The organism is Stieleria magnilauensis, assembly GCA_007753675.1.
GTDB lineage: Bacteria > Planctomycetota > Planctomycetia > Pirellulales > Pirellulaceae > Stieleria > Stieleria magnilauensis.
In genome coordinates, this window is record CP036432.1 from 6,330,859 (window position 1) to 6,356,661 (window position 25,803).

Consider the following 25,803-nt stretch of genomic DNA (forward strand, 5'->3'; position numbering starts at 1 on the left):
GAGCGTCTACTGCTGTGATTCGCGACTTGACGCGTAGTCTCTCGCGAGGTCGTACAAAATTCGACGAACACTGCTTTCGTGGAAGCCTGTTGCAGCAGCAATCTCGGCCAATGATTTTCCATGCCGTTTCATTTCAAGAATCTGTCGATGCTGCGGCGAACACGCGTGCAGCAAGTTGCTCCAAAGCTCATTCAAATGGGCTTGCGTGCTCGGTCGCGAAGGATCTGCAGGCGTCAATTGCTCTTCGTCCACACGAGTCAAAGTCCGTTCGTGATGCAACGCTCCCTGTTGGCGACGGACACGGTCCAAGAAGCGATTTTGAGTCGCCTTGGCCAGGAACGCTCGCAAGTGCTTCCCATCATCAAAACGCCAACGTCCATTGCGGAACCCAATCAACAGGTCGGCCCAAATGGACTGAACAATATCCGACGAATCAAACTTCGCATTCAATCGGCCCGAAATTTGACGCCGCACGATCATTCGCAAGTATGGCTCAAAACGCACAAAGACTTCTTCGGTGGCAATTGCGTCACCGCCATTAAGACGGCCGAGTAACTCCATCATCAAGGTGTCGTCGTCCAATACAGCGTCATCGTCGTCTGCGGGAGAATCACTCGTTTTCGTTGGTGACATGCTCATGACCCTGCTCCGGGCAGTCCAGAAATTTCAGGAAACATCCAAACGAGTGCATCATCATCCGCACCGTCTCGCCGCATCAGCTTCCCACGTCGTCGCACCAATTCGACTGCGATCACGCCAATCGTCGCTGACATGGCCACCGTTGCCAGGTTCGCTTTAAAAACTTCAACTCCGTCTCCTCCTCCATCCGCGACGATTTCATCGAGCAATTGGTTCATCACTCGGTCGATTGCTTCAAAATCGGTTGGCAAACTCGCCATCGCGAGTGATCCCCCGCGAAAGACACGAGCCACCAGGTCAGTAGCGAAACCCTTCGGCGTAGTCTCCGCGACTTGGCTTTCGTCGGCGACCGCGTTCTGCACCGATGCAGCGATCGGATCAATCGATTCGACCGACTTTGACGGAGAGGACTCCGTCGCGGCACCCAATTCGTTCACCTCCGGAAAAGCCTGCGACTCGTGATCGCCGCTGGTGCTTTCAGAATCTCCGGGATCTCCGGGATCGGAATTTGCATCTGGAACTGCTTGGTCATGGGAATCGCGGGAGTCCGCTGGCGGCTTGTCTGCCACAACCGTCGCAGCCGCGTCAGCGGGAATTGGGGCGTTCCCGTTTCCTGCAGTGTCTTCTCCTTCGTCCAGCACCGTCGGAGCAAGATTTTGTTCGGTCGATGATGCCGAGTCTTCCGAATCGGGCGACGCCGACTCGCCCTCAGCCGATGTTGTTTCGTTTCCTCGGTCGAACCCATTGTCGAAGAACGAATCCGCCGGATTCAGACTCGTCGTTGGTTGGACCGTGGTTGTCTGCGGTTGTACCAGCGGCGAAAACGAAACGACGGGATTGTGGTCGTCATCAAAATCGTCGTCGTCAGTTTCATGATCGCCGGAGCTATGGTCGTGATCGGCCCGGTCGTCGTCGCGATATTCCCGATCGCCGTCCTCATTCAGTGCAACATAGCCATCTACTGACGATTCGTGCACCTCCGAATCAAAATCGAACTCGATATCCGCAAACGCGTCGGCGGTCAGCAGGTCGCGACGTTCGAGTCGCTCGAAGGCGATCCGGCGAATCCCGTTACGGGTCATGAGTTTCATTGCAATTCCGTCCATTCATAGGCTCAGCACTATTGCCAGCCATTCATCATTCTACCGATGGACGATGAGAATCCGATGAGAACGCGCATTAACTAGCAGTCCAACACTGCAATGCACCTATCGGGCCGTAATCGACTTCTCCCGGTTTCCGTTGGTTTCGCAAACCGGGTTGGGGCATTATTCCCCGCCCGAGAATATTTGGCCCAGAATCGCCATCAACTTCGCGTCAAACTGTTGCAACCAAGTTTATCGACGAAATTGCATTCAATCGAGTTTCAACGTTGCCAGCATCGACGGCATCAGGACCAAGACGAGCGGGAGTTGGACAACTAAGCCTGAAACGATGGCGATCGCCAGTGGCTGTTGCATTGCGGAACCTTCTCCAATTGCCATCGCCAGTGGGAGCAGTGCGAGGATGGCAGCCAATGTCGTCATTAAAATTGCGCGGAAGCGATTTGCACCTGCCGTGATCAAACGTTCGCGTCGCGGTAGCTCTGTGGACAGTTCACGGTATTCGGACATGAAGAAAATACTGACTTCGGTGACAATCCCCACGACCATGGTCATGCCCATGATGGCGCTGATGTTCAGTTCGGTCCCGGTCAACCACAGGCCACCAAAAACCGCTGTGACCGCCAGCAGCGTTGTACTCAACATCACTGCCGCCATCCGTAGGCTTTCATAGAGGAACAAAAGCAATAAGAATACGAGCGAAACCGAAGAAATGATGACAATCAGCAGCCCACGAAATGCAATTTGTTGTTGCTGGTACAATCCGCCGAGTTGATAACTGACACCACTTGGCAATACCCCCGACGAGTCGAGTTTCGCTTTCACATCATTTACCGTGGAGCCCATATCACGTCCGCTGATTCGCCCCGTGACAGCGATCATGCGTTTCAAGTTGTCACGAGTGATTTCCGGCTGACCGATCACCGTTTGGATTGTGGCGACTCGGTGCATCGGGAATAGATGTCCGTCCGGTGCTCGGAGTGTCAGGTTTTGCAGGTCGGCCGTTGTCTTCCTCGCCGACGGAGGCAACCACACGCGAACACCAATCAATTTTGGATTGCGTTGGATTTGTGTGGTAATCACGCCCGTCATGCTATCGCTGATCTGACGAGTGATCATGTCCGGGTCCATCCCTTCCAACTGTGCTTTGGCGCGATCGACCTCGACCTGCAACGCGTCACCGGCCAACACAATCCCATCCTTCACTTCGACGACGCCACTGATCTTCTCGATCTCCGCAGCCACTTTGACCGCTGTCTGCTGCAACAGCTGTTCGTCATCGGCATACAGTTGAACTTCGATCGGTTGAGGAACGGCCGTCAGATCGCCAATCAGGTCTTCCATCAATTGCGCAGTTTCGACCGTCAATCCCGGTACAGATTGGTCAATTTTGTCACGCACCTCGGTCGTGACCTCTTCGATGGGGCGTCGGGGCTGTGGTTTTAACCGAACGAAGAAATCGCCATTGCTGGCCTCGCTCAAGCCGCCCCCAAGCTGCAGACCGGTTCTCCGCGAATAAGTATCGACTTCCGGTGTCTCAAGCAGAATTTTTTCGACTTGCCGCAGACGTCGGTCTGTTTCCGCCAGACTGGTCCCCGGCGGTGCGACGTAGTCCAGAATGAAACCGCCTTCGTCCATCGTGGGCATGAATCCGGAACCCACGTTCCGTTGTGCAAAGTATCCGCCCACGAGAATCGGGATCGCCAACAGGACAACGATCCACGGAGCGGCCAGTACGAGTCGCATCAGTCCGCGATAGGCGTTGTCAGTGAACTGAGCGAAAGTGCCGGGTGTTTCTTCTTCGTTGACCCCTCGAAACGCGCGACCAGCAAGAACGGGCAGGATCAGGTATGCGATCAGGAAGGAGACGACCAAACTGGAGGCCATCGTGACAGACAACGCCTTGAAGAACGCGCCAGTCACTCCCGACAGAAATGCGAGCGGCAGGAAAATGATGATGGTCGACAGAGACGACCCCAACAATGGTCGAGTGAACTCCGTCGCCGCCCGACTGATCCGATTCTTGATATCACTTTCACCGTCGTCACGCACATGCAAACGCCGCGCGAGGTGTTCGATCATGACGATGGCATCGTCGATGATCAGTCCCACCGCAGCCGCCATGCCGCCCAACGTCATGATGTTAAAACTCATTCCCAACAGCGACAACAGCATTACCGTGACAGCCAGCACACTGGGTACGACGATGATGGCGATGAGCGTGATGGTCCAATTACGGAGAAAGATCAACAGCACCACAGCAGCCAATCCGACTCCAATCAAAACGGCGTCGCGAACGCTTGTCGCGGAATGCACGATCAGTTCGCTTTGGTCGTACCAGTTGGCCAGTTTCACACCGGTCGGCACAACGCCCTTCATCCCTAGTAATTTCCGGACATCTCCCGCGACTTGAACAGTGTTGCCACCAGGTTGTTGGAAAACCAGCACCAAGACAGCGTCGGTCCCATCGGCGGTAACGCGAGTGTATTGCGGTTCGGCAGCATCGACGACGGTTGCAACGTCCCCCAGCGTTACGACGCCCGTCGGACTGGAACGCAGCAACGATTCGCTAATTTGATCCGCAGTTTGAAAGCGAGTGTCGCTTACCAACAGGTACAGCTTGTCGTGATCCTCCAGTCGACCAACAGCTTGCAACACGTTGCTTGCCGAGAGTGCAGTCGCGACATCGTTGATAGTGATTCCAAACGTACGAAGTTTGTCCGGATCGACGATGACTTGATATTCCTGTACCTGTCCGCCCTGAACGACAATCTGAGCCACGCCAGTGATTGCCGACAGTTTGGGGCGAAGCTGATACTGTGCCAGATCGTACAGTTCGGACTGAGTCAACGAGTTGCTGGTCAAACTGTAGGCGATGACCGGAAAGACAGTCGGGTCCATGCGGCGCACATCGAAAACCGTTCCCGGAGGCAAGCTGGGCAACAGTCGATTGATCTGCGATTCGACCTGCAACTTGGCCGAGGTCATGTCCTCGCCCCAATCGAAATTGACGGAGACCTCGGCACTGCCTCGACTCGTCGTCGATCGAACACCACGAACGCCGGGGATCGAACGCAGCGCCTCCTCGACCGGATACGTCACCTCAGTTACCATCCGTTCGGCGGGACGATCACCGGCATCGAGGCTGGTTTGGATGCGGGGGAAATTGACATGCGGAAGCAGCGCCACCGGCAATCCCAATCCGCTGACCACACCACCGACGACAAAGGCCAGCAGCAGGAAAAGTAATGACCGGTAGTGATGCTGAGCCCATGCGACGACGTTCAATGGGCTGCTCCCGGCTGATTGCCTTGCTGTTTGGGCGGACCGGATGGTGTGTTTGCATCCTTCACACTGGATTGGTCGGTCGGGGTAGTGGGCGGCGACTCAGGTGCAATTGACACCTGCATGCCATCACTGACCTGTGAACTGCCCACCGTGATGACCGGCATACCCTCCTTGAGGTCCTTTGATTCGATCTGGATTTCTTTACCGTTATCGATCCCGACCTGAACCTCGTGTGCGACGGCCTTGCCATTGACGATCGTGAATACCGTAGACGTAACACCATTCGGCAAAACCGCCTGACGTGGAACAATCAATCCTTGCTTGACATCGACCTCGGCGCTGGCTCGGACGTATTGTCCCAACAGCAGTGGTGCGTCGTCGGGCAACGTCGCATAGACGCTGGCCAGTCGAGTTTGCGGGTCGATACTTTCCGAAACCAATCGGATGGTCGCTTTGACATCGGTGACGGTGTTATCCAAGACGGCGGAAATATCAATCGCTTGGCCTTCTTTCAGCAGTCGCACGTCTTCTGCTTCGACGCCCAATTGAACCTCGATTCCCTTTTGCGTGACGACTTCGACAATGGCGGAACCAGCCGGAACAATCTGGCCCGGTTGTGCGTCGATCTTGTTGACGACGCCCTCGAAACCGGCCGAGTTCTTCGACAACGCTTCTTTGGATTGCTGCTCCATTTGCTGGAATTTTGCCTGTGCAATCGAAGCGGTCTGCTGCGCCTGCGAAAGTTCCTGATTAGTCGCCAACCGTTCGCTCTTTCGCTGCTGCACCTGCGTCAACTCTGCCGACGCCGTATCCGCGTTGATCTTGGCCTCCGACAATGCGATCTTTTGAGCTGGGCTGAGTTCAAGGCTGAATAGTTTTTGATCCGCTGAAACCCGTTGCCCGGAGCGAACCAGAATCTGATTGACTCTCACCTCAAGCGGTGCCGCGACGAACTTTGTTTCGCCAAGTTGCGGTGTCACTACGCCAAAGGCATCCAACTGCTGAACGATCGATCCCTGACGAATGATAACCGTTCGGACGGCCGCCGTCGGCGTGGCAGCACTCGCGGAATTGGCTGAGTCCCCAGGTGGTTGTGCCGACGCAAGCGCATTCTTCTGCCCTTGGTGTTGGCCGACAAAGTAGGCACCCCCGACAAGAACCGCGATAAGCAGCAGATTAGGAATGATCGTCTTGAAGAGTGTTTTCATCGCGGGACTTCTAAGCTGGATCGCTCTAACGACAACAGTGAGGCACTGACGCCATTCGACGCGTCGGAATTATCCATTGGGGCTTTGTTCGTTTCTGGCGTTTGATCGTCCGCGGATGATGGCACGCTCGGCATTTCAAGTTGCAGAGCCTCTTCCAAAGGTGTAATCGCCTCGGCTGGTTCGGTACGTGTCATGGGAATGTGATCGCCAACCGCGTTTTCCAAGGTAATCCATGCATCGATGAAATCGCGTTGCAGTTGGATGAGCTGGACTCGGCTCTGTGCGAGATCATTGAACGCTTGGTAGTATAGCAGAACATTGCCGGAACCCTCCTCGACGAGTTTTTCGTAGGACTCCACAAGCTGATTCTGGCTTTGGACGGAGAGTTGGGTTGCGTCGATCTGCTGCTCAAGTACCCGCAATCGTGTCACCGCAATCGACACATCCGATCGGGCTTCAAAGACCGATTGAACGTACTGGTCGTAAATCTTATCGCGTGTCGCCCGCTGCAGTGCGACATTGCCCTGATTGCGATCAAACAACGGGATGTCGACTGCCACGCCCGCTCCCCATGTGCCGACATTTCCAGTGTCACGGGCTCGCGCCACCGAGACCACCGTGGCGGGCACTTGTGCCTCGACGGCCGCGCGATACGCCTGGTCTTGCGCATCAAAGGCTCGGCGTTGGGCCTGCAAGTCAAATCGGTAGTCAAGTAGGGAGAACAACTCGTAGTCTTCGGGCGGTTCACCATCGATCGGTAACGTGATTCCCGGATGCAGGTCCAGCGGAACATCCGCCGGCAGCCCCAGCACGCGTTTCAATTGCAGTTGCTGGTCTCGCTCAAGCTGAACAGTCGCCAAGACCGTTGTTCGCAGCAGTGCGCTGGCGCTTGTCGCTGCCGATAGCTCAACGAGGGTCAGATTACCCTCCTGCTCCGCCTTTTCGACGAGTTTCAAATTCTGGTCGAGGACATTTTCTGCCTGTTGCAACTTGTCGATCTGCTGTCGCAGGGCCACCAAGTCGTACACGGCTTGCCGAGCCTGTTGAGCGATCAACCATTCCTGTCGAGCAATATCCAGATTGACAGCGTCTGCTGACAGCGATGCCGAACGAATCCGCGAGGCACGAGGATTCAGTTTGGACACGTCCCAGCTCAACGACTCCGAGTCTGCCGTCCTTGCTCCGGCGGTATTGCCAAATGAGGGTGAATCAGACGAGTATGCGAACTGCGGATTTGGGAGGATACCGGCTTCGATGATCTGGGACCTCGCAATGCCTCGGTCATCACGCAGTGTTCTCAGGCTTGGATTGGACATAACAGCAATAAATGCCGCCTCATCCGGGGTCACCCCATCAGCCAGCGAAAAACCGCCGACTTCGGCAAACACTGAGGCGTGATGTGCGCACGGTTGAATCGACTCGACCCGCTCGGGAACAGAGCTCAACTGATGTTCGACTGCCGACGGTGAAATTACAACTGGGCAGTACCTTTCGTAGCTAGCGCAGCCAGGCGTGATTGCGAGACAAAGAAGAAGCCGAAACGCCCATTGGCTAGGCGAATTCACATTCGATGAACGAATTCTTTGGTGGATCACAACAACTCCCTCCAATCTGGCAATCTGGCATTACGACATTTCCGGTGTCATCGGCATAATCTGCCTGGGAATCGCCTGCTTTCGGATCAACCATCGGTATCCCAACGATCCGCCGTGCCACTACAATCGGACCGTTTTAACATCTGCATATTCGCTGAACTTTGTTTGTCGTTCGTGAGTTGGGCGTTGGGCAGCCGTAAGTTTACGGTGAACACATCGTGCTGGCAGGTTGCTTCGATGGTGCCATTCATTGATTCGACCAATCGCTTGCAGAGCGACAGGCCAAGTCCACTGTGATTTCCCGTTTCGCTGCGACTGGTGTCTCGGCGCCAAAAGCGATCAAAAACTTGCGAAATGTCTTCTGCCGGAAAACCGGTTGCCGCATTCGCGATACGAATAGTTGTCACAACAGGCGACTGCTCGGCAATCACGTCGATTTCTGATTCGCAGTCGGCGTAGGCGACCGCGTTTTCCATCAAATTGCGAAGAATGATCTCGACCGTTCGTGGGTCGCACTTCAGTTCGAAGAACTGCGGTATTCTGAATTTGAAATTAAGTTGCCGCTTAGTCGTTTCTGCAACCATGTCCTCTGCAAGTTTGAGGAGCACCGACTCTGGATTGACGCCTGACACCATGGTCTCACCCGACGACGTGGCCGTCGCCAGCAGGCTTTCCACGATAGCGCTGGTCTGCAGGATCATGCGGTGACATTGTGTCAGTGTTTGCTGGTGTTCGTCGGCCGTTCTTGGTTTTGCGATTGCAAGCTCCGTTTTGGCCCGTAAACCTGCCAGTGGAGTTCGTAGTTCGTGCGCAACGTCGGCGGAAAATGATCGTTCGTGTTCAAACGCCTGCTCCAACCGATCCAGCAGTGCATTGAGTGTTTCCAGTAACGGATGCAATTCTCGAGGCAGGGAATCATCCATTGCAATCCGTTGATCGAGGCTGTCCGGTCGCAGTCGCGATACCTGTTTGGTGACGTCAGCGAGCGGCCGTAGTCCGTGGCCGACGACAAACCAAGCGATCGCGATCGACGAAATCGCTCCCAGTAAACCGACCGCAACAATCGTCCATCGCAATCGAACGATCGTCATATCAATCACGCTGGTCGATTGCCCAACGGCAAGCGTGATAACGTCCGCATCCGAAGGTAGTGCGCCGTCTTCCTCGTCAAGTCGTGGGGCAAACGAGAAGCGAGCTGTTCGCAACTGTGGTCGGTCGTCAAACCGGATGTCTTTTCCAGCTTCGGCAGTGTCGATCCTGTCTAGTGTCGTCGCGTCAGGGGGAAAGACGCTCAAAACTTGTGTATCTTTCCAGGCCGTGATCGTCTCCCCTTCGACGAACATCGTTGGTAGTGCGGGTGACGCTTCGTCCCACTCAAATGAAACTCCCTCGGCGTCTTGCTCGACTAACTGGGTGAGAGAAAACAATCGATTTCGCAGCGCGGCATCAAATTCACTCCACAACGCGTTCTCTAACAGCAGGGCAAGAACGACACCTGAAATGGCGAACAGCATCAGCATCATGAAGCCAATGGTGGTCGCCAACCGCGAGTGGAGCGAAGGATTCATTCGGAGCTACCTTCGATGATGTAGCCCTGTCCACGGCGTGTCTTGATGAACGAATCCACAGCACCCCGGTCAAGCTTCTTGCGAAGGTAGCCAATGTACACGTCCACGACGTTGCTGGTCGATTCGCTGCTGAAGTCGTACAGGCTATTCCAAATTTCGGTTCGGCTGACGACTTTGCCACGTTTTCGTGCAAGCAATTCAAGTAACGCGAATTCTCGGGCTGTTAATTCGATTGCCTTGCCATCGCGTTGAACATTGCGAGCGGCAGTATCAATTGCGATTTCGCCAATGACGATTTTAGAGTCCGCATCGCCGTAGCTACGACGGATGAGCGCATGGACACGAGCGACTAATTCTGCAACGGCAAACGGCTTGACGAGGTAGTCGTCCGCACCGCCATTGAGTCCGCGAATTCGGTCGTCAATACCGTCACGCGCGGTGAGCAACAATATTGGAACGTTGATGTCGTCTGATCGAAGTGAACTCAAGAGTTCAAAGCCGTCGATTTCCGGGAGCATGATGTCGAGCACGATTGCGTCATGCTCACTGCTTCGTGCCATCCATAAACCGTTCTTGCCGTCGATCGCCGTATCAACCGCGAAGCCGTCTTCGCGCAGTGCCTGCGCAACGGCTTCGCGGATGGGTTCGTAATCTTCAACAACAAGAACTCGCAACGTTCAATCTCCTCGTGAAATAGGTCTATTTGTCGTCGTCGTCATCATCGTCGTCATCATCATCGCCTTCATGTTCCTGGTCATGGTCGTCGTCGGCTTCCAATTCCATCACACGACCCGATGGATCAACTAAGAACTCGACTTCCTTGCCATCGACGACGGCTTCGACTTCGTAGAGAACGATCATTTTCTTCTCGTATTCAGCCTTCGCCCCCTTGGGCAAATGCTTTGCTGCGGTGGCACGAACTGCTGCGGGCACTGCGTCGCCGGCGACGACCATCTCGGTTTCCATCACGTGGCCTGCAGCGTTGACGACCACTTCGTGGTCCACATCGCCGACTTTCCAGGCTGCCTCATACAGCGTCAAACCATCGTCAGATTCTTGCTCAATCTCGCTGATGCTAGCAGAACCAGCAGCCTTTTCGATCGCCTCTTGAACCGCCGCAGGTGCCTCGGTCAGCTTAATCATCGTCGCGGCAGGCTCGCCCAAACTGCCCTTTTCGTCAGGCCTCATGGCCAAAACAGCGGTGGCGGCGAAGCAAACAGTCAATAGCGTTAGCATGGAAAGTCGTTTCATGGTCTTGTTCCCGTGGGAGGATGGTTCATTGAATGGTTGAAATGATACGGGGGGAACGTGAGACGACGATGAGAAAAGCGAACTTGCCAAAAAACTAACCGATCCGTAGAATTCGCACCTCCTACTAGCCACTCGCACATTCAATCAGGGAGGGTTGCATGTCTGATCCTCAGCCAGCTTTCTCGACGAACGACAAGAACCGGCACGGACTGACTGTCCTGGAATTGCTGGTCACGATCTCGATCATCGGCATTCTCGCGGCACTTTTGCTTCCAGCTCTTGGGGCCGCTCGCGAGTCGGTTCGGCGTGTGCAGTGCGTCGACCATCTTCGTGAAGTGGGGTTGGCGATGCACAATCACCATAACGTATCAAAAACGTTGCCTGCTGGTTGGAGTATCGAACCAACACGAACCACGGCGGTCGGTTGGGCCGTCACGCTTTTGCCGTATCTTGGGCAGCCCGGACTGGCAGAACGAGTCGATGCGAAAAAGCGTCTTGATGATCCTTGGCACGACTTCGCACAAAGCATTCAACTGGAAGTGATGCTATGCCCCTCGGACATCGTGGAGCCAACATTCATGTTGTTTGAGGACTACGATGACGGCATCGCGGACGATGAAGACTTGGTGACATTCAAGGTCGAAGCAAAACTCGCAAGTGGTACCACGACACCAGCGGAACTTTTGGAATTGCCGACAGCAAACTATGTCGGAATCTTCGGAACCATCGAGCCCTATGACGACGAAACGCCCGATGCAGTTGGCGATGGTCCGTTTGTTGAAAACGGTCGAGTTCGATTCCGCGATTTCCAACGTGGACTAAGCCATACATTCTTGGTCGGCGAACGAACGATGGCGCAAACACCCTCTACTTGGCTGGGCACGCATCTGCTTGGTGAAGATGCGGCGGAACGAATCGTTGGCTCTGCACTGGAAGGTATCAACAAACCCTATGCGGACGAATGCGACTTCTCCAGTCGACACCCAGGCGGAGCAAATTTCTTGTGGGGCGATGGTCATGTCACATTCGTGACTGAGCACGTCGATCTCAGAGAATATCACCGCTGGGCGCGTTTACGCCCAACCGAAGATTCCAGCGAATAACCTTGTCTCGCTCCGTATTTGACAGGAAGAACATTGATGGCGAAAGCGAGTCGGCGAATCGAACTGACGAAATGCGAATCCGAAGTCATGGATATCGTTTGGGAGAAGGAATGCGTCACTGTTAACGATGTCGTGGATGCAATCGATCGTGACTTGGCTTACACGACCGTGCTCACCACGATGCGGATTTTGGAGGACAAGAAGATCGTCCATCGCGGCAAGAAAATTGGTCGCGCTTACACGTACACGCCACTAATTTCACGTCAGCAGGCGCGTGAGGGTAGCTTGAAGGCGCTCGCCGATCAGTTTTTCGGCGGATCGACGCGATCGCTCGTGCTGAGCATGGTCAATTCGAAAGGCGTGACTCCCGAAGACATTCAGGCGATGAAGGATGAAATTGCCAAAATCGAGGAATCGTCATGAGCTCGGCCTTTGTCTTTGAAGTCGGTCTGGCACTCTGCCTACAGATTTCGATTGTCGTGTTGGGGACAATCGCACTTCAGCGTCTGACCAATAGCACGCGAATGCAATGTCGTCTCTGGACGATGTGTTTTGTTGCGATACTCGGCTTGACCGCGGTCGCGTTGCTGCTTCCTCATCGCCGGATCTTAGCGTTTCCGTCGATCTCCGGTGCGGCAACCGTTCGCATCATGACGTGGCAGGCATGGATCGTGACCGGCTTGGTGATCTCTTGGTTGTCGGGGACGGTTGTTTCGCTTGCGCGACGGGGTATCCGCTACTGGGTACTTCTCAAATTTTTCGATCTCAACTGTCAAACGCTAAGCAGCGGCCAATTGGATTCACTTCCGCTCGATGTCGAGGGTGCTGACAAGCGATTCATCATGGGAAATCGACAGCTGAGACACCTGCAAATCATGGCGTGCGATCGAATCGCTGGGCCATTTTGTTGGCAACTGCACCGACCGGTGATCGTGTTACCTCAGCAGTTACTGAAAGAAGACACGGCATCGCTCCGACATGTCTTGTTGCATGAGTTAGAGCATCTGCGGACGCAGCATCCGATGCAACTCTTCTTGCAAGGAACCTGTTCGACGATCTTTTGGTTTCATCCATTGGTATGGTGGGCGGCACAACGAGCTGAATTGACACGAGAGTTTCTTTGTGACGAAGTTGCCGCACTCGAAGGCGGGTCGGTCTCGGGCTACCTCAGGACTGTCGTGAAGATTGCTGAAGGGTGCCGGAGCTCTTCATGTAGCGCACCAGAAGTGGGAACGCTTGGATTCGGAAATCGAGAGAGCGCTCTGGTTCGCCGCAGCAATCGATTGGTGAAATTGGCGAGTGAAGCGACCTATGTAAACCCATTTCGCTCGATGATGGCGTTCTCAACCATGATCGCGATCATCATTGCGGTCAATTTTCTGTGGCTGCCTGTCAACGCAGCCGCGTCGACTCGTAGCGAGTGGTCCCCCTGGCCAAGTTGGTCAGCAAAAGTGCTGCACGACGTTGGTTTCTCCGCGCGTGATTTCGAGTTGTTCGACGAACGTTCGCAATTGGGCCAAGAGTTGCACGACGACTGATCCCCGATCTACTTTCCAGCCATCGTCACTGATAAACCCATTCAATCATCCCAACCCGAACTACTAATGGATTAGTGGAATGAATCTCTTGCCCAAGCCTTCACGACGCTGGACGCGTCGGGCGTTTCTAACCTCGATGATTGCACCGCTCGGTTACGTCGGTTACCGAGTCGCCGCACACAACCAATGGATTATAGCGACGCGCAATTCACGCGCGTACGATATCGGAGTTGAACCGACAGCTGAGCAAGCGAAGCAATCGCTGAGCATTCTAATCGTAGGCGATACCGGCAAAGACACCATTCAACGCAAGCGTGTCGTGGATGCGATGCAAAAACATGCCGCTTGGTCGTCACCGGGTGCAGCATTTTTGTTGGGCGACAACTTCTACGAAAACGGTGTTGATTCCGTCGAAGACGACAGATTCGATAGTGATTTTGAATCACTGTTTACTAAACGTCGTTTTGACTTCCCCTTTTACGCTTGCCTCGGAAATCATGATGTTCACGGCAATGCGGAAGCGCAAGTCGCTTACAGCCAGCGCAGTGAGCGTTGGACTATGCCTGCTCGCTATTTCAAGACGACCCAAACCGCGGGGGATACAACCGTTGAATGCGTTTTCCTGGACACGAACCAATTGGTGCAAGGCAGTCGCGAAGGGGAAGAACAGATCGCTTGGGTGCGCCATGCGTTGTCGACCAGCGACGCAGATTACCGAATCGTCATAGGCCATCATCCGGCGTTGACCGGCGGACAGCACGAGTTGCCCGACCAAATCAGCAGTGTCTTGCCGCCATTGTTCGCTGAGCATCATGTCGACCTGTACATTTCCGGCCACGACCACGACTTGCAGATGCTTGATTCGGGTGATGGTTGGAAACAAATCGTCAGCGGAGCTGGAAGCAAACTCCGCAGTACATCATGGATCGACGAAACGATGTTCGCGATGGCTACCGCTGGATTCTGCTGGTTGCTTGCCGATACAGATCAGCTTTCCGTGTCGTTTTACTCAGTCAGCGAAAGGCTATTCTCTACCGTTTTGCCGCGAACTACTAATCGCATAATAAGTGATGTTGCGTCGGATTGAAACAAGAACGTAGTGTCCACCTCATCGACTAAGGTCTTAGTAGCTGCAAGCCGCGAGCAGTCGGTGCGGCCCGAACGAGGGGCCAACTCGCAACAACCAACCACACATTTATCGATTTTCGTAACCCAGGAGTGCATGGATGCACCCAGAATCAGGAACACGCTTAGGCCAGATTGCCGTTTCGTTGGTCTTGCCTGCTTGGAATGAGCAAGAGGTAATTGTACGAGCGATCGAAGAAGCCGACGCGGCACTTCGTGAAATTGCCAACGACTACGAAATCATTGTTGTCGATGACGGAAGCACGGACGATACCGCGATGCTGGTCGAGCAAGCTGCTCAGCAGAATGCGTCGGTACGTCTCATTCGGCACAATCCGAATCAAGGCTACGGGGCGTCTTTGCGGAGTGGCTTCGCGGCGGCGGAGAAGGACTTGGTGGTCTTTACCGATGCGGATTGTCAGTTCGACTTGACCGAACTCGATCGGTTTGTACTGCTCGCAGAGCGATACGACATTGTATGTGGCTATCGAATCGATCGAAAAGACACTGCCCTGCGGTGCCTGTATTCCAAAGTCTACAATCAATTGGTCCGCATTCTGCTTCGCACCGGCGTTCGCGACGTCGATTGTGCGCTCAAAATGTTCCACCGCGACTCTCTTCGAAATCTGGCGATCTCGGGAAACGGATTTCTCGTCAACTCCGAAATCCTAACTCAGGCCAAGCAGCATGAGCTAAGTGTTGTTGAAGTTGGGGTGTCACATCGGCCACGAACCGACGGCACCAGCACCGTTTCGGTTCAACACATCCCCAGTGTCTTAACCGGACTGGCACGATACTGGTGGAACGCGGTTCAGTTTCCGAATTCGTCTAATTCGTTCACGGCCGGTCAGGGGGGGCCAACAAACAAAGATGCATCGTCTTGGTTGCCCGATCGCACTGCGGGATGGCTCCGATTGGCACTGCTACTTGTTGCAGCGATATTCCTATTGACGAATCTCGGCTACCCGCTGATTGATCGTGACGAAACTCGCTACGCCGAGATTCCTCGCGAGATGTTGGCGACTGGCAATTGGGTGCTTCCACAACTGAACTTCCAGACCTACTACGACAAGACGCCGCTGTTGTATTGGCTGTGTGCAATCAGTTTCCAATTGTTCGGCGTAAACGAAACGTCGGCACGAATTGTTCCCGCACTCGCTGCACTGGCAACGATTGCCAGCACAATGTGGTTTGGGTCTCGCATTTTTAGCAAGAGAATCGGCTTGCTTAGTGGCGTTGTCTTGATGCTTTCGGTTGGTTTCGCGTTCTCCAGCCGGTACTTGCTGCTCGATGGTGTGCTGTCGCTGTTCGTAACGCTATCGCTTTTCACTGCCTACGAATCAATTCGCAGTGGAAGAATAAGAATGGGTTGGTGGATGGCGTCGGCTATCTTTTGTGGACTGGGGTTCTTAACCAAAGGCCCGATCGCGATGGTCCTCTGGTTCCCGCCGGTATTCGCCTTTGCGTGGCTCTCGCAGTCATACGCAAAACCCAGATTTTATCACTACATGATTTCCGGACTCGCTGTCGCGGCGATCGCAGCACCTTGGTTGATCGCCGTTTCACTGCAGGATGGCAACTTTCTGACAGAGTTTTTCTACACACACAATGTCCGTCGCTTTGCAGGCGAATTTCACGCCAAACCGATTTGGTTTTTCGTGCCGGTGTTGTTGGTGGCAGGCCACCCCTGGTCGTTCTTGACGATTCCCTACGCTCGCTTCCTGTTCGGCCATAGCACCGAGTCACGATCGAATCGACCGCCGGCGGTTGGTTTTTTGTTGCTGTGGAGCGCGTGGTGCTTCGTATTTTTTTCACTATCGAAGTGCAAACTGCCGACTTATTTGCTGCCGGCCGCTCCCGCGATGGCGTTGATGATTGGGCACTACCTAGATCAAATTCTGCGATCCTCACCAAACCACGCCGAACATTGGTTCGCGCGTTTCTGGTCAGCCCGCAGCGCGACGGTTGCCACCTGCACGGCCGGAATCGGGTTCGTCCTTTTCATCGCGGTATCAGGGGCGCCGCTTTCACCGATGACCTACGCGTGGGCGATCTTGTGGACCGGATTACTTGCGGCAACGCTGCTGATGTTCAACGATCGACGCCAAGCCAAATTGGCCTGGGCATCGTCCGCCAGTGTCGCGTTCTTGCTCGCCGTGATGGTGATGCACCAGACGGTTCCCACCTATAGTCGTTCGCAAACGATCTTCGGTCCCGATTCGCCTGTGAATTTGCAAATCGCAACCGACTCCGAGCCACCCATCGCCACCATTGCCCATGAATTCTCGGGAGTACCATTTTATCTCAATCGATCTGACGTCACCAACTTTCGTAGTGTCAGTGATACTGGACTACGAGACTTTGTCGTTCGTCATCAACGAAGCGTTTTAATCGTCGATCAGCGTGTTACTGCAAATCAACTCCGAGAGAAACTACCGCTTGGAGTGACAGTGAAACTGATCGCTGATCGTGGCCGAGCATCCATTGTCGAAGTCATTCGGGCTCAGCCCTCCACGCAGATCGCAAAACGCGATCATGAAGGAGGCTTGAAATGAGCACGCCGGCAACACATTGGACTGATGCGTATCGATCGCTTGATTCCGGTCCACGATTCCGGCTCGGCTGGTTTGCCAGATCGGTTGCTCGCATTGTCGAGCCGATCGCCTGTTTCCGTAGTGATTGTACGGCAGAGGACCTGCAGTGCATTCGTGACATGATTGTCGAAATCGAACGCAACGAAGCAGTTTCCAGACAAACGCATCGTGATCTGAACGCCGAATGCTGACGACGATTCAACGGCAAATCGCACGAGACATTCTTGGGATGTTTCTTATTTCGCTTACCGTCATCACCTTCTTGGTGATGGTGATCGGGGTTGCTCGCGAGGCTCTCAATCAAGGACTCGATGTGCTTGCCGTTCTGCGGTTGATCCCGTACGCGCTTCCCAACGCACTCTCGTTTGCCGTACCTGGGACAGCTTTGTTCAGCGTCTGCTGTGTTTACGGACGCATGTCGGCAGAAAATGAATTGAACGCGATGCAATCGGTCGGCGTCTCGCCGCTGCCTGCGATGCTTCCCGCGATCGTCATCACCACGCTTTTGAGCGTAGCAACCGTTGGTCTTATCAACACAGCATTCACGTGGGGATTTCATGGTGTTCAGCACGTTGTGTTGTCGTCGGTGGAGCACATCGCATACGGAAAGTTGGAGCGGGATCGTACATTTCAACGCGGGCGGTTTTCTTTGATGGTCCGCGACATCGAAGGCCGTCGTTTAATTGATCCGCGCATTGCCATTCGGCGCGTCAGCGGCGAGCCAATCTCGATCGTCGCAATGGAAGCCGTTATGACCTACGATTCGACTGATGAAGCAATCGAAATGTCACTGACTAACGGTTGCGTCACCGTGCCGGGGCGAGCGTCGTTTGTTTTTCCCGACACGCATGTGCAAACGATCCCGTTGGAGATTCGACCGTCGTACGATTTATTGACTGCGAATCCCTCACACATGCCGATGACCGATTTGTCACCGGCGTCGATAGAGCAGAACCTCGATATCCACCGGCGTGAAGGCGAAATCGCGGTCCATGCTGGCTTCAATATCCTCACCGCTCGACCAGAAAACCTTTTGAATGCAGAGGCACTTGGCCGTGAATCGAGCTTGATCAACAGCCGCAAACGATTGAAGCGACTCGGCACCGAAATTCACCGCCGTTGGGCGAGCGGCTTTACTTGCCTTGCGATGTCAATGGTTGGCATTCCACTTGCCATCCGCCTCAAGACTTCCGACACGATGACTGCATTTGGAATCGTATTCCTACCAACGATTATTGTCTACTACCCGATCTTTGCGTTAACGCTGGACATGGCAAAGGACGGTCGAATTGCTCCGTACGGAGTCTGGCTGGCAAACGGAGTTTTTGCCACTGCCAGCCTGTTGATGATGCGCAAGATAATCTACTCACCAACGTAAATCGAAATGTTCAGACGACCAAAAGCAAAACTGCGCGTCTGGTGGAACACCGTGCAGTTCCCAGCCGAATCGCACCAGGCTATCGGAGAGACTCCGCCCTGGACGCGTCGGCAGGAAGTGAAAGCGACTGCTGTGTTGGTGATCGCATGCTTCGCGATCATGTTTCCCTGCCTTGCGTATCCGCTAATCGAACCTGATGAAACGCGATACACGCAAATCGCGCTTGAGATGTTGGATTCGCGAGACTGGATCACGCCCACTATCGACGGTGAACCTTATCTCGATAAACCGCCATTGATGTATTGGTTGACGGCGATCAGCTTTAGTGTCTTCGGTATCAGTGAGTTTGCCGCTCGGGCACCATCGGTCTTGTCCGCGATCACGACTATTTTCGTCGTCTTTGGAATTGGTCGCCGATTCATCGGTCCTCGCGGCGCGTGGATTGGTGCGACAGCACTTTTGTTGTCTGGCGGATTCGTTCTAGCGGGCAGGTTTTTAATACTCGATTCGATGCTCGCGTTCTTTACGACGCTGTGCCTGCTATCGGGATACGTCGCCGTACGAGAGCGACGTCATCGTTGGGCTTGGTGGATACTGGCAGGCGTCGCGTGTGCACTGGGCACGCTAACGAAAGGTCCTGTCGCACTGGTCCTCTGCGCACCTCCATTGATCGTCAGCGGTTGGCTACGCTGCGATCAAACTCGGACAAAAATCTCCCACTGGGTCGCATTCGTCATACCAATGCTGGTGATGGGTGTACCTTGGTATTGCGCGGTTTGGAAATTCAATCCAGAATTCGGAGACTATTTCTTCTTGGAGCACAACTTCAACCGGTTTCTGAATGGTTCCAACCACGATCAACCTTTTTGGTTCTACCTTCCAATCCTCTTCGCGGTCATGTTTCCCGCGTCCCTGCTCCTGCCGACGCTGGGAGTATTCCTGCTTAGTACGAACCAGCGAAAACGCCAACTGCGAACAAAAGACCTTGGATTCCTATTCAGCGGAACGGTATGGATTCTGCTGTTCTTTTCGCTGTCCAGTTGCAAATTGCCGACGTACATCCTGCCCGCGATCCCGTTGATCTGCTTGATGATTGGCGGCATGCTCGATCGCACCGTTTTTGAGCCACAGAAAGCAAGCCGAATCACGTCATTCCTCAAGCCGTTCCCGCAACGGGCGATATTAATCCTGGTGTCAGCATGCGTTTTGATCGCGGGCGTCGATGGCTGGATGAACGAATCGGTTGATGCCGTTTTGATTTTAGCGATCGTGGCCTGTATCGCGGTCACGCTGGCGACACTCTATGCCCGGAACCGCGATCTTGCGTTCTCGTGGAAAGGATGGGCTGCTACGGCATTGGCTGGTCTCCTGGTGCTCAGTTTCACCGTCGCACGCTTCATCCCTACAATTGCCACAACGCGGTCGCTTTACGCAAAGGCGTCGAGGATTGCTGAGCAGCATCCAGAAGACTACGTTGTCTTCTATGGCGAAAAACCGCACGGCGCCCGTTTACAACTCCCATTTGATCGCGTGATTTACTTTCCAAAGCGATCGCGGGATGAGTTCGTTACATTCGTTGCCAATCACCGCCACGTCATCGTACTGACAAGTGACGAAGACATTTTTGCAACTCGTTACGCACTCGCTGACACGCACGAATTAGTTTCCGTCAGTGATCACGAACACCTGTACGCGGCACAACGTCTCGCGAGGACTGCACAGCGACCAAAAGCTTTCACCATTCACGCAGTGCGTTGAGGTGATTGTCATGGGAAAACAATTTGGCGTGCTGAGTCTGGTGTGCGTTTGCGGGTTGCTGGTGCCTGCGATATCACGTGGAGATGATGTTGACTCGCCCCTCCTCACAAAACACAAGACGCAACAAGGTGAACTTCCCTCGATCATGGGAGCAGCCGATCGACTGTTCCAGCAAACATCGAGCCAGTGCGATGCAATCTGCGACGATTCCGCTCGTCCGCAACCGAACCCAAGAAGTCGTGACTGGCATTTGCTTCCAGACGGATTGATGTGGCATTCCTATTTGGCTGCACCTCACGAGCCACGCATTTCGACGGTGATCTTCGGAGACACCAGCGATGGCATTTTTTGGGACGCAACTTTGGGCGGTCGAGTCGGATTGATTCGGTATGGCACGCAAGACACAATCCGTCCGCGTGGCTGGCAGTGGGACCTCGAAGCCGCCGCCATCACTCGCTTGGATTTGCTTCACGCCGAGGACGTCGAGTCGATGGACTACCGATTCGGTACGGAAATCACTGCCGCCGAAGGGGCGTGGGCGATGAAGTTTGGTTACTTCCACGTCAGTTCGCACGTCGGCGACGAATACCTGATTCGCAATCCGACATTCAAGCGAGTCAATTACGTCACTGAGTCTTGGATCGTCGGCACCAGCTACCAGGCAAACGATTCACTTCGGCTCTATGGCGAGATGGCCAATGCTTTCCGCGCCTCGGGCGGGGCAAAACGTTACCAATTCCAAACCGGGATTGAGTACGCGCCGCGTGCGAAAGTGCCAGCAGGCGGCGCGCCTTTTGCGGCAATCAATTGGAACTTCCGTGAAGCAGTCGACTACGACGTTTCTACGACCGCTCAACTTGGCTGGCTCTTTCGTGGGCCAGATTCCAACCGCACGATTCGATTTGGTCTGCAATACGGAGCCGGCCCTACCAGTCAATTCTCCTTTTTCACTCGCCGCGAGGAGTACCTCGGCGTCGGCGTCTGGTTCGACTACTAATGAGCATATCAAGAACACAAGACGATCTGCGGATCAGAATTGGCGCTGCCCGCGAATTCGCATCGCTTGCAGACAAGGCATTCCTGATTCAGGTCGCGAAGTACGGCTTGGCAGGCGTCATCTCTGCTTCCGTTGACTTGGGAATATTCTACGTCCTCGCCAACGTCGTTCTGCCGTGTATCGACACCGGCTTTGGTGATGATTTGCGAGCGCATCGCTTTGTTGTCGACAAGACAGCCGCGTTCGTCATCGCGAACGCCTTCAGCTATTGGCTCAATGCCGGCTGGGTGTTCACGCCCGGACGACACAGTCGCAAAACAGAGATCGCGTTATTCTTTGCCATCTCAACAACCGCCTATGTCATTGGCCTGATGCTCGGTCGATCATTGATCGGCGACTTCGGGATGTCGACCCATCTCGCAGCAATCACGTGCATCATCGTCGCAACGGTGATTAACTTCGTCTTCCGAAAACTGGTCATCTTCAAGAACTAACTATCTGTCCGCGACGAGTGTTTGCTGCAATGCATTGCCGGCGGCGGAGAAACTGCAGATGATGGGAAGGATGATGAGATTGACAGCGGTTGCAGTTGCCAGGCCACAGAGGATGACCAATCCCATTGGGTATTCGATTTCTTGACCAGGAATTTCTCCGCTGACGACCAACGGCACCAATGCCAGTCCGGTGGTCAGCGCGGTCATCATGATTGGGGCTAAACGTTCTTCGGCTCCTCGCAGGATCAGCTCGCGTCGGTCGGTGACGCCTTCTTCGGTGGCGAGGTGGCGGTAGTGGCTGATGAGCATGATCGCGTTGCGGGCGGCGATGCCCAGAACGGTAACGAACCCGACCAACGAACCAAGTGAAATGATCCCGCCAGCAAGATGGACGCCCAAAACTCCACCCATCAATGCCAGTGGCAATGTGAGCAAGATCAGCAGCACGAGCTTCCATGATTGGAAGTCGATGTACAGAATCACGGCGATGGCGATGATTGACGCGAGAGAAAGGAGCAGCAAACGATTGCGTGATGCTTTGGCTTCGGCGTATTCGCCAAGAAATTCGGGGTGATAGCCGGTCTTGAAGTCGACGTTTTTCAAGACGGCGGCTTCAATGTCTCTAGCGACAGACGCTAGGTCGCGGCCATCGACGTTGCACGTAATGTCAATCCGGCGAGAGGCGGCTTCGCGTTTGATCTCGTTCGGTGCCGGAACGATTGCCAAATCCGCGATCGTACTGAGGGGCACTTGAGCACCCGAAGGCGTGTCGATCATCAGTTCGCTAAGTGTTCGCAAATCGCTATGCAAGCCAGTCTCGCCGCGAACGATGACACCGAAGATGTTTTGATCCTTGTAGATTTCGCCGACTTGCATCCCATTCACCAATGTCGATACGTTTCGCATCAAGACACCGGGCGCGATACTGAACTGGGCCGCCGCGTCGGGACGCAAGTTGACGGAGATTTGCGGAACGAGGACTTGTGGTTCGACTTTAAGGGTCGTCACGCCTTCGATCGGTTTGATTTGGGCTTGTACTGCCGCTGCACGATCTCGCAATTCGTCCATGTCGGGACCAAAAACGCGAACAACGATTGACGCGCTGGTTCCCGTCAGAACTTCTTTGATGCGCTCGGTCAAATAAGTCAGCAGATCGCGGTACAGGCCGGGATAGCCGTCGACGATCGTTTGCACATCGTTGACGGTTTTGTCGTAGTCAGCGTTCTCGTCGATGCTGATCCAGAGTTCAGTAAAGTTCGGACCGACGACTTCATCCGCCACAGTGGCGCGTCCGATGTGTGATCCAAAGTTAAGGACGCCATCAACCGCCATCATCTCTTCGCTTGCTCGCAGTGTGATTCGATCCATCGCGTCGATCCCGATCCCCGGTTTTTCGACCCAGTGCATCAAGAAATCGGTCTCGCGAAACTTTGGCATCAACTGTTCACCGAGCATCATGACGGTGCTGCCGATCGACATCAGAATCAGACCGGCAATTAGCAGCGTTGCCCAACGCAACCGGATGGCTCCGCTGAGGACTTTGCGATAGACCGACTTGAAGAAACAAACCAGCGGCCCATCGGTATGTCGTTTGCGTGCTGACGCCGGCAACAAGATCAATGACATCGCAGGCGTCACAGTCAACGCAACGACCAACGACGCGAGGATTGCCAAGATGTAAGACGCGGCGAGCGGTTTGAAGAAGGCGCCGGCGAGTCCGGTCAAAAAGAAGACTGGCAAGAACGCGAGCACGACGATGATCGTGGCGTACACGACTGCACTGCGGACTTCCATTGACGCTTTGAAGACGACTCGAAAAGCCGAACGAGGCGAATCGGAGGTCGCGTTGAGTCGCAAGCGACGGATGATATTCTCAACGTCGATGATCGCGTCATCGACGACTTCGCCAAGTGCAATCACCAATCCCGCCAGGACCATGGTGTTGATCGTTCCGCCACGATAGTACAGCACGAGCATCGCGGCGATCAACGACAGCGGGATCGCCGTGGCACTGATGACGGCACACCGCCAGTCGAACAAGAACAGTAAAAGTATGACGATAACTAGAACGCAGCCCAGCAGCATCGAATGGCTGAGGTTGCCGAGTGATCGCTCGATGAAGGTTGCAGGGCGAAAGATGGTGGTGTCGTAGTGAACGACGCCCATTGCGGGTTGGAGTTCCGCCATTGCCCTTTCGACATCACGGGTCACATTGAGCGTGTTCGCCCAAGGCTGCTTTTCGACGATCAGAAGCAAACCGGGACGACTGTTGATGATGGCGTCGCCGATGGGTGGCGCATGATCAAAGTTGATTTCGGCGACATCACGCAGTCGTAGGGGTGTGCCGCTGGTAGAGCGAGCAACGGTCGGCGTAACGTTGCGTGCAGCCAAAGTGCTTTGGATCGATATTTCGCCCAGTTGTTCAGGCGTGTAGACGGCGGGGACATGACGCAAGGCGAGTCGTTGATTGGGCGTGTCGACGAATCCGCCCGAACCGACCGCGGTCGCATCGCGGACGGTTTGCAAGACAGCGTCAAGCGTGATGCCGTGAGCGTTCAACAGAATGGGGTCAACGACGACTTGCAACTGCGGGTCCTTCTCGCCCCAGACTGCCACGTTGGCGACTCCAGAGATTCCCATCAGTCGCGGCCGGATCGTCCACTTGGTCAGCGACGTCATCTGCATCTGGTCTTGAGTATCCGACCACAAGCCGATCTTCAAACAACGACTGAGTGACGATAGCGGCGGCAGAATGACGGGCGGTTTCGCGATCATCGGCAACTGAGGTGCGGCCAACGCGAGCCGTTCTTGGACGAACAACCGAGCGTCTTTAAGGTCCGTGCCGGGGTCAAAGATCATGCGAACGCTCGAAAGTCCAAGGACGGACTTCGAGCGAACGGTTTGAACGAATGGGATACCGTTAACCGCGTTTTCGATCGGGACAGTGATCAGCGCTTCGACGTCTTCGGTCGAGATGCCTGGGGCTTCGGTTTGAATCTCGACCAGCGGCGGCGCGAATTCAGGAAAGACATCCAAAGGGACTTCGCCAGCCGTGCGAATACCAAGGATGACAAGAATCACGGCGGCGATGACAACGAGCAGTCGCAGTCGAAGCGACGTTTTAATGAGCCAGGTCACTTACCAGCTCCAAATTCGGTGCCGAAAAGTTCTGCGGCTCCATCCACGACGACTTTTGTTCCTTCGGCTGGTCCGTCCGAGAGAATTGCATCGTCTCCGTCGACCCATTCCAACAACACTCGGTGCCTCATGTATTTTGATTCGTCGGCTTCAACGTACACCCACGTCCCGCCGTAGATGTCGTACAACACCGCAGCAGTCGGCACGACAAGTGCTTCGGTAATGCTGGTCATCGGGACGTCAACGCCAATCCGCTGACCGGGTCGCAGTCCGATTTCCCGATTGTCGACTTCGTAATACAAGTCGGCTGACGAACTAGCGGCGTCGGCAGTGGGTGGTGCCGCGATTGGTTTTGCAACCGTAGGGCTAGAATTTGATTGATTGGCACTTGAACTGAGCGATTTTCCGCCGAGTGAAACGAGGTTTGCATCTTGGTCGCTTTTCAACGTCGTTAGCAAATCGACATAAACCGGAACGCGTATCCAAATCGTGTCCAAGTTCACGACTTCAAACAGCGGTGCTCCGGTTGCTACCGTTTGTCCTTCCGAGACGTTGATACTGCGAACGATGCCACCGATCGGTGCGGTCAATGTCAATGGCGATGCAGGTTCGCTGACTCCTGTTTCGTTTGACGTGTCAAGCGACTTGAGCAGTGCGTTCAGTTCTTTCTCGCGTTGCTTGGCTGCGGCGAGAACTGAGTTGGCGATGTTGAGCTGCGCGTCTGCGTCGTCAAAGGCTCTGCGGCTTCCCGCGCGGTCGGCCAGTAACTTCTCTGCACGGTCGCGGGCAATGGTGAGTCCCTCGATTTCCGAGATGCTTCGTTGTACTTCGCCTTGCGCGGTCACCAGTGCTGTCATCAGGTTCGCCTTCGCACCGGTCATCTGCACCTGTTCCGCGGGCGTCGGAACGTCTCGTTCGGGCGAGAGCATCGGTTTGAGAATCAACAGCGATTCGGCCGCAGCTACTTTGCTGCCGGGCATAGGAAACTTATCGCCAGCTGCTGCGATGACTCCAGAAACAGGAGTC

The 25,803-nt window shown here is 54.6% G+C and carries 20 protein-coding genes; 10 read left to right on the forward strand and 10 right to left on the reverse strand.

From position 1 onward, the window contains the following. Positions 1-6: 6 nt before the first annotated feature. From TBK1r_RS22590 to TBK1r_RS22625, 8 genes are all read right to left on the reverse strand, one after another. Positions 7-639: an RNA polymerase sigma factor gene (locus TBK1r_RS22590; protein WP_145215794.1), complete on the reverse strand. Its 633-nt coding sequence runs from the start codon at positions 637-639 to the stop codon at positions 7-9. Continuing rightward, a complete protein-coding gene (locus tag TBK1r_RS22595) occupies positions 636-1,730 on the reverse strand; it encodes a hypothetical protein (RefSeq protein WP_145215797.1) in 1,095 nt (364 codons plus the stop codon). The genes TBK1r_RS22590 and TBK1r_RS22595 overlap by 4 nt, the downstream gene beginning before the upstream one ends. Positions 1,731-1,994: 264 nt before the next feature. Continuing rightward, positions 1,995-5,030, reverse strand: a complete 3,036-nt coding sequence (locus TBK1r_RS22600; RefSeq protein WP_145215800.1) for an efflux RND transporter permease subunit — start codon at positions 5,028-5,030, stop codon at positions 1,995-1,997. Next, on the reverse strand, positions 5,027-6,238 hold the full coding sequence (locus TBK1r_RS22605; RefSeq protein ID WP_145215803.1) for an efflux RND transporter periplasmic adaptor subunit: 1,212 nt from the start codon (positions 6,236-6,238) through the stop codon (positions 5,027-5,029). The genes TBK1r_RS22600 and TBK1r_RS22605 overlap by 4 nt, the downstream gene beginning before the upstream one ends. Beyond that, positions 6,235-7,383 (reverse strand): TolC family protein, encoded by a 1,149-nt coding sequence (locus TBK1r_RS22610; protein WP_473772446.1) that lies wholly within the window; start codon positions 7,381-7,383, stop codon positions 6,235-6,237. The genes TBK1r_RS22605 and TBK1r_RS22610 overlap by 4 nt, the downstream gene beginning before the upstream one ends. 536 nt (positions 7,384-7,919) lie before the next feature. Then, complete coding sequence (locus TBK1r_RS38950; protein WP_419580283.1) at positions 7,920-8,756, reverse strand: sensor histidine kinase; 837 nt, start codon at positions 8,754-8,756, stop codon at positions 7,920-7,922. Between the two features lie 641 nt (positions 8,757-9,397). Continuing rightward, positions 9,398-10,075, reverse strand: a complete 678-nt coding sequence (locus TBK1r_RS22620; protein ID WP_145215811.1) for a response regulator transcription factor — start codon at positions 10,073-10,075, stop codon at positions 9,398-9,400. 25 nt (positions 10,076-10,100) lie between these two features. Further along, on the reverse strand, positions 10,101-10,652 hold the full coding sequence (locus TBK1r_RS22625) for a hypothetical protein (RefSeq protein ID WP_145215814.1): 552 nt from the start codon (positions 10,650-10,652) through the stop codon (positions 10,101-10,103). A 158-nt stretch (positions 10,653-10,810) separates the two neighbouring features. Here TBK1r_RS22625 and TBK1r_RS22630 point away from each other — a divergent pair, with 158 nt between their 5' ends. From TBK1r_RS22630 to TBK1r_RS22675, 10 genes are all read left to right on the forward strand, one after another. Next, the gene (locus tag TBK1r_RS22630) at positions 10,811-11,755 is read left to right on the forward strand and encodes a DUF1559 domain-containing protein (RefSeq protein ID WP_145215817.1); all 945 of its coding nucleotides are present in this window, start codon (positions 10,811-10,813) and stop codon (positions 11,753-11,755) included. A 36-nt stretch (positions 11,756-11,791) separates the two neighbouring features. After that, positions 11,792-12,178, forward strand: a complete 387-nt coding sequence (locus TBK1r_RS22635) for a BlaI/MecI/CopY family transcriptional regulator (protein WP_145215820.1) — start codon at positions 11,792-11,794, stop codon at positions 12,176-12,178. Then, positions 12,175-13,293, forward strand: coding sequence for a M56 family metallopeptidase (locus TBK1r_RS22640; RefSeq protein ID WP_145215823.1), 1,119 nt, complete (start codon positions 12,175-12,177; stop codon positions 13,291-13,293). The genes TBK1r_RS22635 and TBK1r_RS22640 overlap by 4 nt, the downstream gene beginning before the upstream one ends. 79 nt (positions 13,294-13,372) lie before the next feature. Continuing rightward, positions 13,373-14,380, forward strand: coding sequence for a metallophosphoesterase (locus tag TBK1r_RS22645; RefSeq protein WP_145215826.1), 1,008 nt, complete (start codon positions 13,373-13,375; stop codon positions 14,378-14,380). A 139-nt stretch (positions 14,381-14,519) separates the two neighbouring features. Then, positions 14,520-16,973, forward strand: coding sequence for a glycosyltransferase (locus TBK1r_RS22650; protein ID WP_145215829.1), 2,454 nt, complete (start codon positions 14,520-14,522; stop codon positions 16,971-16,973). Then, on the forward strand, positions 16,970-17,203 hold the full coding sequence (locus TBK1r_RS22655; protein ID WP_145215832.1) for a hypothetical protein: 234 nt from the start codon (positions 16,970-16,972) through the stop codon (positions 17,201-17,203). The genes TBK1r_RS22650 and TBK1r_RS22655 overlap by 4 nt, the downstream gene beginning before the upstream one ends. After that, on the forward strand, positions 17,197-18,390 hold the full coding sequence (locus TBK1r_RS22660) for an LptF/LptG family permease (protein WP_145215835.1): 1,194 nt from the start codon (positions 17,197-17,199) through the stop codon (positions 18,388-18,390). The genes TBK1r_RS22655 and TBK1r_RS22660 overlap by 7 nt, the downstream gene beginning before the upstream one ends. A gap of 159 nt (positions 18,391-18,549) precedes the next feature. Next, positions 18,550-20,148: a phospholipid carrier-dependent glycosyltransferase gene (locus TBK1r_RS22665; RefSeq protein ID WP_419581589.1), complete on the forward strand. Its 1,599-nt coding sequence runs from the start codon at positions 18,550-18,552 to the stop codon at positions 20,146-20,148. A 10-nt stretch (positions 20,149-20,158) separates the two neighbouring features. Next, a complete protein-coding gene (locus tag TBK1r_RS22670) occupies positions 20,159-21,145 on the forward strand; it encodes a DUF1207 domain-containing protein (RefSeq protein WP_145215841.1) in 987 nt (328 codons plus the stop codon). Beyond that, complete coding sequence (locus tag TBK1r_RS22675) at positions 21,145-21,639, forward strand: GtrA family protein (RefSeq protein ID WP_145215844.1); 495 nt, start codon at positions 21,145-21,147, stop codon at positions 21,637-21,639. Before TBK1r_RS22670 ends, TBK1r_RS22675 begins: the two co-directional genes overlap by 1 nt. Here TBK1r_RS22675 and TBK1r_RS22680 read toward each other — a convergent pair whose 3' ends face one another. After that, the gene (locus TBK1r_RS22680) at positions 21,640-24,777 is read right to left on the reverse strand and encodes an efflux RND transporter permease subunit (protein ID WP_145215847.1); all 3,138 of its coding nucleotides are present in this window, start codon (positions 24,775-24,777) and stop codon (positions 21,640-21,642) included. Then, complete coding sequence (locus TBK1r_RS22685; RefSeq protein ID WP_419580286.1) at positions 24,774-25,757, reverse strand: efflux RND transporter periplasmic adaptor subunit; 984 nt, start codon at positions 25,755-25,757, stop codon at positions 24,774-24,776. Before TBK1r_RS22685 ends, TBK1r_RS22680 begins: the two co-directional genes overlap by 4 nt. Between the last annotated feature and the right edge of the window lie 46 nt (positions 25,758-25,803).